Origin of the sequence: Rhizobium sp. CB3171 (assembly GCF_029714265.1) — a bacterium.
GTDB lineage: Bacteria > Pseudomonadota > Alphaproteobacteria > Rhizobiales > Rhizobiaceae > Rhizobium.
The window spans coordinates 1-10906 of the sequence record NZ_CP121656.1; the positions used below are offsets into that span (position 1 = coordinate 1).

12 protein-coding genes and 1 pseudogene are annotated in these 10906 nt (G+C 56.8%); 8 read left to right on the forward strand and 5 right to left on the reverse strand.

Annotated features, from left to right (window positions below):
• The 4 genes and pseudogenes from repA to QA648_RS35480 all read left to right on the forward strand — a co-directional run bounded on the left by repA (nt 1) and on the right by QA648_RS35480 (nt 4073).
• A complete protein-coding gene (gene repA / locus QA648_RS35465; protein ID WP_283055006.1) occupies nt 1–1215 on the forward strand; it encodes a plasmid partitioning protein RepA in 1215 nt (404 codons plus the stop codon).
• Entirely contained in the window at nt 1212–2207 is a 996-nt protein-coding gene (repB, locus tag QA648_RS35470; RefSeq protein ID WP_283055007.1) for a plasmid partitioning protein RepB, read from the forward strand. Before repA ends, repB begins: the two co-directional genes overlap by 4 nt.
• 194 nt (nt 2208–2401) lie before the next feature.
• A complete protein-coding gene (gene repC, locus QA648_RS35475; RefSeq protein WP_283055008.1) occupies nt 2402–3616 on the forward strand; it encodes a plasmid replication protein RepC in 1215 nt (404 codons plus the stop codon).
• A 49-nt stretch (nt 3617–3665) separates the two neighbouring features.
• Nucleotides 3666–4073: pseudogene (locus QA648_RS35480) on the forward strand (hypothetical protein).
• Between the two features lie 43 nt (nt 4074–4116).
• On the opposite strand, the gene QA648_RS35485 reads toward QA648_RS35480, so the two are convergent.
• Nucleotides 4117–4320, reverse strand: coding sequence for a cold-shock protein (locus QA648_RS35485; protein WP_040678917.1), 204 nt, complete (start codon nt 4318–4320; stop codon nt 4117–4119).
• A gap of 256 nt (nt 4321–4576) precedes the next feature.
• Here QA648_RS35485 and QA648_RS35490 point away from each other — a divergent pair, with 256 nt between their 5' ends.
• On the forward strand, nt 4577–4972 hold the full coding sequence (locus QA648_RS35490) for a RidA family protein (protein WP_283055009.1): 396 nt from the start codon (nt 4577–4579) through the stop codon (nt 4970–4972).
• A gap of 123 nt (nt 4973–5095) precedes the next feature.
• The gene (locus QA648_RS35495) at nt 5096–6193 is read left to right on the forward strand and encodes an IS1595 family transposase (protein ID WP_283055071.1); all 1098 of its coding nucleotides are present in this window, start codon (nt 5096–5098) and stop codon (nt 6191–6193) included.
• Between the two features lie 264 nt (nt 6194–6457).
• Here the strand turns inward: QA648_RS35495 and QA648_RS35500 are convergent, their stop codons facing one another.
• The gene (locus tag QA648_RS35500; RefSeq protein ID WP_283055010.1) at nt 6458–7279 is read right to left on the reverse strand and encodes a hypothetical protein; all 822 of its coding nucleotides are present in this window, start codon (nt 7277–7279) and stop codon (nt 6458–6460) included.
• A 528-nt stretch (nt 7280–7807) separates the two neighbouring features.
• Here QA648_RS35500 and QA648_RS35505 point away from each other — a divergent pair.
• Together QA648_RS35505 and QA648_RS35510 are read left to right on the forward strand one after the other, a co-directional pair.
• Nucleotides 7808–8266, forward strand: a complete 459-nt coding sequence (locus QA648_RS35505) for a GNAT family N-acetyltransferase (RefSeq protein ID WP_283055011.1) — start codon at nt 7808–7810, stop codon at nt 8264–8266.
• A 291-nt stretch (nt 8267–8557) separates the two neighbouring features.
• The gene (locus QA648_RS35510; protein ID WP_283055012.1) at nt 8558–8794 is read left to right on the forward strand and encodes a hypothetical protein; all 237 of its coding nucleotides are present in this window, start codon (nt 8558–8560) and stop codon (nt 8792–8794) included.
• 158 nt (nt 8795–8952) lie between these two features.
• On the opposite strand, the gene QA648_RS35515 is transcribed toward QA648_RS35510, so the two are convergent.
• From QA648_RS35515 to QA648_RS35525, 3 genes are read right to left on the reverse strand one after another with little or no spacing between them, the layout of a single operon-like run.
• Complete coding sequence (locus QA648_RS35515) at nt 8953–10005, reverse strand: site-specific integrase (protein WP_283055013.1); 1053 nt, start codon at nt 10003–10005, stop codon at nt 8953–8955.
• Nucleotides 10005–10391, reverse strand: coding sequence for a type II toxin-antitoxin system VapC family toxin (locus QA648_RS35520; protein ID WP_283055014.1), 387 nt, complete (start codon nt 10389–10391; stop codon nt 10005–10007). The genes QA648_RS35515 and QA648_RS35520 overlap by 1 nt, the downstream gene beginning before the upstream one ends.
• Entirely contained in the window at nt 10391–10648 is a 258-nt protein-coding gene (locus QA648_RS35525; RefSeq protein ID WP_283055015.1) for a type II toxin-antitoxin system VapB family antitoxin, read from the reverse strand. The genes QA648_RS35520 and QA648_RS35525 overlap by 1 nt, the downstream gene beginning before the upstream one ends.
• Nucleotides 10649–10906 lie beyond the last annotated feature (258 nt).

Consider the following 10906-nt stretch of genomic DNA (forward strand, 5'->3'; position numbering starts at 1 on the left):
ATGCTTAACCTGGCTTCTCAGAACGTCAGAGATACCGCATCGAAGATCGAACTGTATACCTCGAAGCTTTCGGCGGAGCTTCAGGATATGCGGGAGGCCGTCTATCCGCCAGCGGCAAGGAAGACATTCGCAAGGACATTCTCGACGCTTGATCTCGTGCGGTTGCTAAAGGTACCCGAAAGCACTCTTCGCCAATTGACGATTGAGGGAAAGGGGCCTTTACCGGAGCGCGCCGAAAACAATCGCCGCACATATACGGTTGAGCAGGTGAAGGAGCTCCGTTCATTTCTAGCTGCGCTTCGTCCAGACGATGCCGAAGATCTTCTACCTTACCGTCGAAAAGGTGAAAAACTGCAGGTGATCGCCACCGCCAATTTCAAGGGTGGCAGTTCCAAGACGACAACGTCGATTCATCTTGCCCATTTCCTCGGTCTACAGGGCTATCGGGTTCTGTGCCTCGACCTGGACCCACAGGCGTCCATGACCTCACTTTTCGGCATACAGCCGGAATTCGATCTCGGCGAAAACGAAACGGCCTACGCGGCAATTCGTTATGACAACGAGCGGCGATCCTTAGCGGACGTCATTCGTCCGACCTATTTCCCGGGAGTCGACTTGGTGCCGGGAAACCTCGAACTCATGGATTTTGAGTTTGATACACCTTCATACCTTACTCAAAAGAATCGCGACGACCTTGGCCTTTTCTTCGAGCGGCTGAGCAATGCGCTGGCGCGCGTGGAGGATCGCTACGACATTGTTATCCTCGATACGCCGCCGTCGCTCGGCTATTCGACGCTGGCGGCACTCTACGCAGCTACGTCCTTGATTGTAACGGTGCATCCCGCCATGCTGGATGTTGCGTCGTGCAATCAGTTCCTCATCATGATCTCAGATCTTTCAGACGTGCTGGGACAGTTCGGCGCTCGGTTCGAGCACGATTTCTTCCGCTTCCTACTGACCCGGGTGAACCCGAATGACGGACCACAGAAATACATGTCCGGCGTCATGCGCCGCCTTTTTGGTGGTGACGTACTGGTGTCGGAAGCGTTGGAATCGACCGCCATTGCTGGGGCGGCCGTTGCAAAAAAGACCCTTTACGAACTCGAGGCCGGCGAGGTGGGCCGGGAAGCGCTTAAGCGCGCTATCGAAAGCGCCGATCGGGTGAACTTCGAAATCCTTAGCCTGGTACACACGGTATGGGGGCGTAGCGCATGAAAAAGAGCATACTTCAAAGGATGGCTGCCGATGCCGAAAATCGTGATACCGGTCAGGTGAGTGATATTTTAACCACAGGATTGCCCTCCCGGCGTCATTCTTCTCCGGTCATTTCGAATGTCGGAAGAGTGCTTACGCAATTGACTGAAGATACCATCATTTCGCTTGATCCCGACAAGGTGGAACGTTCCCCTTTTAAGGATCGCTTCGACAATGATGACGAGGCCGAGAAAGAGCTTGAAGGGCTGAAAGTTTCCATTGCAGCGGAAGGCCAGAAGATACCCGTTCTCGTCCGACCACACCCCACCAAGAGCGATCATTTTCAGCTTGCCTACGGATATCGCCGCTGGGCGGCCGTTAAGGCAATCATGGCGGAGGCCGAACGGCCTGAGACGATCAAGATCAAGGCCTACGTCCGCGATTTGACAGATCGCCAGCTGATAGAAGAACAGTCGCTGGAAAATGGCGTAAGGGAAAATCTCACCTGGATCGAGCAGGCGATGTGGGCCGTGCAATTGAAGAGCGCCGGCCTGTCTCATCGAGCAATATGCCCTATTCTCGGCTTATCAGAGGCGGCGGTATCGCATTTATTTCGGGTCACTGATGTCGTTCCCCAAGACATTATCTACGCTGTTGGTCGTGCAAAAGGCGTCGGCCGTCCGAAATGGACTGCTTTCGCGGACCTGTTGAAAGATTCGGAAAAACTCGAGGCTGTACGACGGATCATTGATACGCCTGATTTCAAGAAGGCGGATGGCCCCGAGCGGATGAGGCAGGCGACGAAAGCCGCAAGCAGAAGATCCGCCGAGGAGGGTGACGATGAAGCCAGAGACTTCGCTCTTGGAGAAAGGGTTTTCGGTCGCATGAAATCGACATCGGCCGGGACGACCGTCATTATTCCCAAGAAAGAGACTGCGTTTGCGCGATGGCTGGCGGATCGGATGCCGGAGCTGGTGCGCGAGTACCAGCAATCAACCGATTCAGCGCTATAGGGCGTGGGATCAAGCAATGGGTTAGGTCAAAAGGAGAGACCGCAAAAGAAAAAGGCCCCCAAACGTTTCCGTCGTGGAAGCCTCTCTCAATTCCTTAAGCAAGATCGAGAATCGCATTTCCACGAATCACAGTCAAGAGTCTTTGGCACCGTTTTGGTGAGCAGATTTCTTTTGCCTTCTGAAAGGTGAAGGAAATGCAGACTGGAAATGTGACGACGCCCTTCGGGCGGCGGTCGATGTCGCTTGCCCAGGTAAAAGGGCAAATGAAAACGGCTGAGATGCGGCCGGGTAAGACGGCCGACAAATGGAAGATTTTTCGCGATGCCTCGGAGGCGAGAACAGTGCTCGGCATTCAGGACCGCGCCCTTGCCATTCTTGATGCGCTCTTGACCTTCTATCCGGACAATGAGCTTTCGGAAGAGCGCGGCCTGGTGGTGTTCCCGTCAAATCAGCAGCTTTCGGTTCGAGCGCATGGTATTGCTGGCACGACATTGCGGCGCCATCTTGCCGCACTCGTCGATGCTGGCCTGATCCAGCGCAAAGACAGTGCTAACGGCAAACGCTACGCGCGAAAGGACAATGGCGGTCAGATCGAAGATGCGTTCGGCTTCAGTCTGGCGCCGCTGCTTGCTCGTGCTGAAGAGCTTGCGCAACTCGCCCAGCAGGTGGTTGCCGAGCGACGGCACTTCCGTCGCACCAAGGAAGCCCTGACGATCTGCCGTCGCGACGTCCGTAAGCTAATCACGGCTGCGATGGAAGAGGGTGCCCCTGGCGATTGGGGGAAACTGGAAGGTCACTATGCGCAACTCGCCGCGCAGCTTCCGCGCTCGCCAACCATTAAAGATATCGAATCCGTCCTCGACGAAATGCAGATGTTGCGTGAGGAGATCATCAACCTTCTGGCAATTCAGGAAGATTCCCAAAAAACAGATAGCAATGATGTCCAAAATGGACGTCACTTACAGAATTCAAATCCCGAATCCAGCAATGAACTTGAACCACGCTCTGAAAAAGAGCCGAGGGCGAAATCGAACCCAGATATCGGGCGGATGCGAGAGCCGATAAAGGTTTTTCCGCTTGGAATGGTGCTGCAGGCCTGCCCTGAGATTTCGAACTACGGGTCGGGCGGTGCGATCGGTAGTTGGCGCGATCTGATGTCGGCTGCGGTGGTCGTGCGATCGATGCTGGCCGTCAGTCCGAGTGCCTACCAGAATGCCTGCGAGGCATTGGGCGCCGAGAACGCCGCGGCAGTGATGGCCTGCATCCTCGAAAGGGCTGGGCACATCAACAACGCGGGCGGTTATTTGCGTGACCTCACCCGCAAAGCAGAACGCGGCGAGTTTTCGATTGGACCGATGTTGATGGCTTTGATGCGAACGAATGCTTCGCCTGGCCGGAGGGCATCGTGATCAACAAAAGGGTCATACTGCTGTCAGGTTGAGATGGAGTCGCTGAAAAATGCATACTCGAATGGCTGTAACCGCAGATGCGGAGGAGCTGTGTAGCATTCTGAACGAAATCATCCGCACTGGCGAGACAACCGCAATCGAGACATCGCGACATTCGCACGTATGCATCCAAAGATACCCGGCGCCCTTTTCCTGCAACGCGGAAAGCAGCCGAAGAACTCGGTTTCGAATTCATCAATGCGACCACGTGCCGACAATGTTAGCGTTCTTGCCTATTACACGAAGATGGGTTTTGAGGATTATGACAGGCTCATCGACGTTCCGTTCCTGGATGGGGCATCCCGTCGACCGGATCAAGAAGCGCTTCAAGTTGGGCGCTGCGCAGCACACGCCTATTTGGACTCATCGATGGTTTGGGCAACAGGCCGAGATCTCGCAACGAAATCCCGGGCGGTGAAGGCGCTCTTAAGCGCCTTGCCGTCATTTCAGATCCAACGCGGTCAGAGTGGTCTGACGTTTTCCGCCTTTGACTTGCCGGTCTTTCGATCCTGACCGAGATCATAGGAAACGGACTGTCCCTCTCTGAGCACATCGCCATATTGCAGGGCGGAGACATGCACGAAAACGTCCGTTCCTCCGGATTCGGGTGTGATGAAACCAAAGCCCTTGTCGGCGTTGAAGAACTTTACCTTGCCAGTCGGCATAACAATCCTCGTATCTTTGCAATTTGATCGCGGCGGCAAACTAGCGGTCAGCCGTTGACAGATCAAGCCAATCCGCCTTTGGCGTTCAATATCGCATCCTTAGACAGTGTAAACGAAAAGCAGCACCCGAGCCGTTGAACAAAATGGGAGTGCGACATCCTCTTGCATTTGCGGGGGGATTGGCAGACGTTCACCGGCCACCTGCCGGCAGTGGAGATCGATCACCTGGGCACGGGGGCAACCAAGGCGAACAACCATGAAGATTTTGAACCCTCCGACTGTCTGGACCGTGCCTGAGCAGTTCCGCACCATTTACACCCACGCTCTCGAAACCCCTGCTGGGCGCACGCTCTTTGTGTCGGGGCAATTCGGGGTAGCTCCGGACGGCAAGATGCACAGCGATTTTCCGGAGCAACTTGGTCAGGCTATGGACAATGTGGAAGCACTGCTTTCCGCCGCAGGCATGGAGCTCAAAGACGTAGCGAAGACAACGTTCTTCCTCACCCGAGCAACTGATCTCCCGGCGCTCGGCCAAGCTCGTCGCGCGCGCTGGGCCTCGGACACGCCCGCGGCGGTAACCGTCATCGTCGTTGCAGCATTGGCTCGTCCGGACGCGCTGATTGAGGTCGAAGTCACGGCTGTTCGACCGTAGAGGTTGGGGTCGGAACAAGATTTGCAGAAAATCGTACGCGGCCTTTATCAACCAAAGACAGTGAAGTCCTTGTAGGTGAGCGTCTTCCATGAGATTCTTCGATCAGTGCCGATGGAGATCATGATGTCCGAAACGATGTTTGCGACACTTTCCAATATTCGAACAGTGGACGATATGGTCGCTGCGTTCCAAGGTGAGGAACAATGCCGTCGCTTGTTGGAAGGCATGGTATGGCGAGATGGCAGAATTTGCCCTGCCTGTGGTTACAGGCGTTCGACCGCGATAGCTGGCCGCGACATGGGCAAGCGTCGCGCGCGGCCAGGCCTCTACCAATGCTCCAACGGTGATTGCCGCTTCCAATTCACCGTGACAACACATACGCCCTTGCACGCCACGAAGCTGCCGTTGCGCACCTGGCTCAAGGCGATGTGGCTGTTGCTGCAGTCGGATAAAGGCCTATCCTCGGTCCGTCTCGCCGAGACCCTTGGCGTTAGCCAACCGACCGCCTGGCGGATCGGTCATGCGCTGCGTCTCATGGTGGCGCGCGAGCACATGCTCGACGGCACAGTGGAAGTCGACCATTTCTATCTCGGCGGCAGACCCAGAAAGCATCCCGATGATCCGCCACCTGGAAGAGGCCGGAAGGGGCAGGTGAAGACCGAAAAGACGCCGGTCATGGCGATTGTGCAGCGACCGGCAGACCTCACCCCAGGTTCCAGTGTGGGCGATGCCCGTGCCGCTGTCGTTACCGGCCTTTCATTGCGTGCTGCTGTACGAGCAGTTGCAACACAAGTTGAACTTCGAGCTCATTTGATGAGCGACGAGGCAAAGGCATTCGTGGCCATAGGCGAAAGCTTTGCCGTACACGAGACGGTCAACCACTCCAGCCGCGAATATGTCCGGGATGCCGTCCACGTCAATTCAGCTGAAGGGTTCAATGCACGGGTCCGGCGAACCATTGCAGGCGTCTTTCATCACATCAGCCCGGAACTTGCCGACCTGTATTTCCATGAAATCGGTTTCCGCTGGTCCCAGCGCGTTGTTACCGGCCAAGCAGTGCGGAAAAGCCGAAGCGGCAAGGAAAGCACGAAAACCCTCTGGTCACGGGTACCTCCCGCACTGCAATTGCAGCAGGTCTTCCGTGCTGCTACCGGCCGCCAAATGCGCCGTAGTCATAGCGGAGGCATCACCATCAAATCGGCTGTGGCTGTCTTTGGTTGATAAAGGCCGCGTAAGATTTTCTGCAAATCTTGTTCCGACCCCGGTTGGGCGTGAACCAGCGGTCAACGGCTACCACCGTCCAGGAGCGCGATGCCGGGATCGGCCGATTTCGGCATGAACCCCAACAGCGGCCCGTGGGCCGAAAAGGCGGCGGTGTCGAGCCCGGCCCTTCGCGCTCGGGCTTTCAGGATCCGGTTGACCGACTGCACGGTGAGGGGACGCGGCGTGGGCGGCCTGAACGGGTATGAAATCGGAGCCGATTGATCATCCAGCGAGGACATCGAGAGCAGTGTCGAAGATGCGCTGATCCACGTGCCCCGCGCCTGGGACAATCCGCAGCGTCCAGGCAAGAGGGTCACCGAGTCGATCCGCGATCTGCTTGCAGAGATCGAAATGCCACAGACCACGCGCCACGCGATGTGGTCCTTGTGCCAACGCTTTCTCGTCGCGGGGCAGATCGGATGCGGTGCTGTCGGAATCTGCTTCTCCGAGCAATATCGTTAGTTTCTTGCCGAAGTATCGTTGTAAGGAGGATCGATTGAGATCTAACCCGCCCATGCCGCCCGGATATTCGACGGCAAGATCCGGCAGCATGTAAATGCCGCTGTTGGATGCGACCGCCCGATCGACGGCCGATGCGTTGGTCAAGGCCAGATATCTCAGGACGAATTGCGAGCCAGCGGAATTGCCAAACATTCCGAACCCGGTGCGTTCGGACCCAACGCCATCACGAACATGACGGAATAATCGATCGACGATTCCAAAGGACCAGTGGTCTCGCGGCGCGACGGCTGCGCCCGGGCCTGACCTGACGTTTCCGTAGTTGTAGGCATAGACGTCGGGGAATGCTTCGACGTCGAATTCCGGCACCAAGATAATCATTCCGTATTCATCCGCCCTTTTGACCAAAACATCCCGGAAATCCGATGCTGCGCGATCCAACCCATGCATGGCGACGACGATGCGGGCGGCTTTGACGCCCGATGTCGGCCGAAAATAGAATACCCGCATGTGCTGTCGGGTGCCTGTCGCAGGATCGGAGAATTGGAAGCTTCCCTTACCGGCCTCCATCTGGAACCTACTCATGATGACCTCTGTATTCTGCGTCAGCGAGTGGTGCCTGATCGAGGACCACGTGCTTGGCCTTCGTCTTAAACATCGGGCAACGGGCGGCACACTTTCAACCGACGAACTGATGTCGCCGCAAGGGGGACTATCTGTCAATCAGCATCGCGCTCTGCGATCACAAAGAGTTGGTCAATATTGAAGCATAAAATCTGTCGTGGTCCTCGTTTGAAGTTCTTGCAGGGCATGAAGATTCTCTGCTTCGCCGAGCCACTCGTTCATCAGCGTTGTAAACAGCGTGTAATTGGAGACCTTGCTCATGAGATGAGCTGCTCTGTAGAATTGATCCACGCCGCGCCCTGCGAGCGGGCACAGCGTTCGTTTCCCTGACTTCATTCGTCATCGCTTGTCTCCTCACGGTGAAGGGGAGGGAAGTGGCAATGCTGCGATGGTATAGGATATTTTGCTGGCCCGCCAATCTACCGCATTTCATTTGTTTAAGCTCAGCATCCATGTTGGGGGCTCTGCCATACATTGCAAGGAATTCTTATGAAAATCCGAACTGCCGACCACGGAGATATCCCGCAACTGCTGGAACTTTATCGCCACCTTGATCCTGACGATACAGAAACAACAATCGAAGACGCACGCGACAATTGGGAAGCGCTTAAGCGGTATACGGGAAGCGACATTTTCGTCGGATGTTTGGGGAATGAGATTGTTACGAGCTGCACGCTCGTGGTTGTCCCAAATCTCACGGGGGGCGGCGCTTCCTATGCCTTGATTGAAAATGTCGTGACCAATACTGCCTATCGCGATATGGGCTACGGGAAGGCGGTTCTTAAGGAAGCTGTCGAGGCGGCATGGCGCGCACATTGTTACAAGGTGATGTTGCTCACCGGCTCAAACCGGGCCGCCGTCCATCAATTTTATCGTGACGCAGGTTTTGATCAAAATAAAACCGGGTTCCAAATTCGGCGAATCCCACCGCGTTCTTCGTTAAGCTAAGGGAATTCCCCTGTACGCTGCCGTATATCCGTGTTCCTTTAATGCGCGTCGGCTACCAAATGTCCGGCCTCTCATTCGCTCCGGGACCCCCTTAATCAACTTCCGCTTGTCGCAGCTTCCCGCTTCCCGAGCATTGACCTTTGGTGTGAGTCTAACCTGCAACAGCCCTGGGGCAATGCGCGGCGCGACCAATTTCGCGCTGGATCTCATTCATTCACTCAAGCTATTCACTGATGAGCGGAAAGATTTGAGCGCGCAGTGGCCGTCGTCGTCTCCGCAATGGGATACGTCATGACGGCGCAGATTATTGCTGATTGGGCGATACAGAATGGGTTCAATTTACTCGATTCGTGGAAGTATCGCCGCTGCGATAGTGGGCGCACGGTGACCATCGAGATAAAAAGGCTCTCGGTGGTGCTGATCGATGAGAGAGTTGGTTTGCCTCCCCGGATTGCCGCTGCGTTGTTCAAAGATTTTCTTTGCGGGAGTCCAAACAGCAAGCTGGAGCGACTTTTGCTCGACCGTTAAAAGATGGCGGTGCATTCACCTCGCTGCCCGCTGAACATCGGCATAGATGGCCTCGATGGTTGTGGCTTTTACTTACCGATTTCAACTGAAGTCCTAAGGTAAAAATCTGACGCGCAGTTTTTACCTAACGGTTTCATGCCCGGAAGGGGAGGGGGCGCTCAAAGGCCCGATGCTTTGGTGAGATTGACCCGAAAACGGTCACGCCGGCGCTGATATTTGCGGGTCATTTCCGCACTGGCATGGCCAAGCTGTTTCTGGACATAGCGTTCGTCCACCTCGGCCGAGGAGGCAAGACCGGCGCGCAGCGAATGGCCCGAGAATTTTGTCGCGCGCTCACTCTCGCTAAGATCGCCTCTGACGCCGGCTGCGAGCGCCACCTTCTTAACGAGACGTGCGATTTCGCGGTCGTTCAATCGGTCCGGTCCAACATCCTTGCCCTGGCCGCGGACGCGGCGGAAGAGGGGGCCGTTGGCAATCCGGGCGAACTTGATCCAGGTCTGTAAGGCGACGACCGGGCAGGTCACATCAGACGAGCCGCGGCCGATCTCGACTTCGCGCCAGCCGGTTTTTCCGCGCAGGGTGACGAGCAGGCCCTTATCGAGGATCTCGATCCAGCCACGGCCGTCCTCGGTCTGGTCGCGGCCGCAATCCAGTCCGACGATCTCGGACCGGCGCAGCCCGCCGGCAAAGCCGATGAGTAGCATCGCCCGGTCCCGCAGGCCACGCAGGCTGCCTCGGTCGAGCGTTTCGAGCATGGCGATCAGGTGTTCGGGAAGGATCGACTCTTTCTGCCGGGGAGGGGCGGCGTGGGTGTTGCGAATGCCGGCGAGCACTGTGGCGATATGGCGATCCTTGCGATCGAGTTTTTGGCCGCCACGCTGGGCGTAATTCCAGCACAACGAGGACAGGCGGCGCTCGATCGTCGAGACGCTGTTCGGCTTTCCGCCGCGAGTAGCCGTGCCAGATGCACAGGCGGTGATGTACAATCCGACGACCTGCGGATCCGGAGGGAAAGGGGCAAGGTTTTGCCGCCGGCACCAGGCAGAAAAATGCTTCCAGTCGGCGGCATAGGCTCGGCGCGTGTTGGCCGAGCTGGCGGCCTCGACATAGGTGCGGGCGCGCGCGGTCAGATCTCGCAGGTGCGCCGGCGGAGCAGGGGAGGGAGCAATGTCGGGCAGCTCGCCACTAAGAACGGTTTCGCCTTCGCTCATCACGCCGCCTCGATATCGGTCTGGGCAAAATCCTGGCCGATAAACAGCAGCGCTTCGTCGGCGCGTTTGGCCAAGGCATAGGAAAAACAGTCGGCAAAATTCAAGCCGGCCGGATGGCGACCCTTGCCGTAGGTCAGCCAAGCCTGGGTGGCCAGATCCACCAGATCGGCATCGACCGGAATGATCTCGGCCTTGATTTTCGAAAGCCACAGATCGATTTCGGCCAGCGCATGCTCGCCGCGGCGGCTGACCAGCACCATACGCGCTTCCAGCACGCAGGTGGCGGGGACGAGGCGGATCGGATCGGCAACCAGGGCCTTTTCCAGTCGCTCCATCTCCGGTTCATTGCGCAGCATGGCGACGATGGCGGAAGTGTCGATGACCATCAGTTGGGGATACCATCTTCGTCATAGCCGACGATATCCTCGTCGCTGCGGCTGTCCAATTCCGGAAGATGTGCTACTCTTTGACGGATCGCTTGAAGCTCATGCAGCAATCGCTCCTGAGCGCCGCCGCCGTGTCCCATGCGGCGGAGCTGTTCGCTGAGCGCCTGATGAATGGCGGCCGTTTTGCTGATCCCCTGGCGCCGCGCCAGTTCGTCGACGAGCGCAACGGTGGCCGGGTTTTTGATGTTCAGGGACACGAGAATCTCCAAAAATCTACCTTTTGTTGACTTTCTACCATGTCCTTCGAGGTTCGTCAACGGACGGTAACTGATTGATATACTCCAAGTCACGTTCGGAGTGATTGGGCGGATTCTAGCCGAATCAGCGGACTTTTTGTAGTGTTCAGGCGGACGAACTTTGCAGCGAGGCAGCTGTGGTTCATGAGCCTGACAGGAATGCTGTCGATGACGCTGTCTGGAGCGAGGCGGTCGCAAGAGAGGCTGTCATCCGGAGGC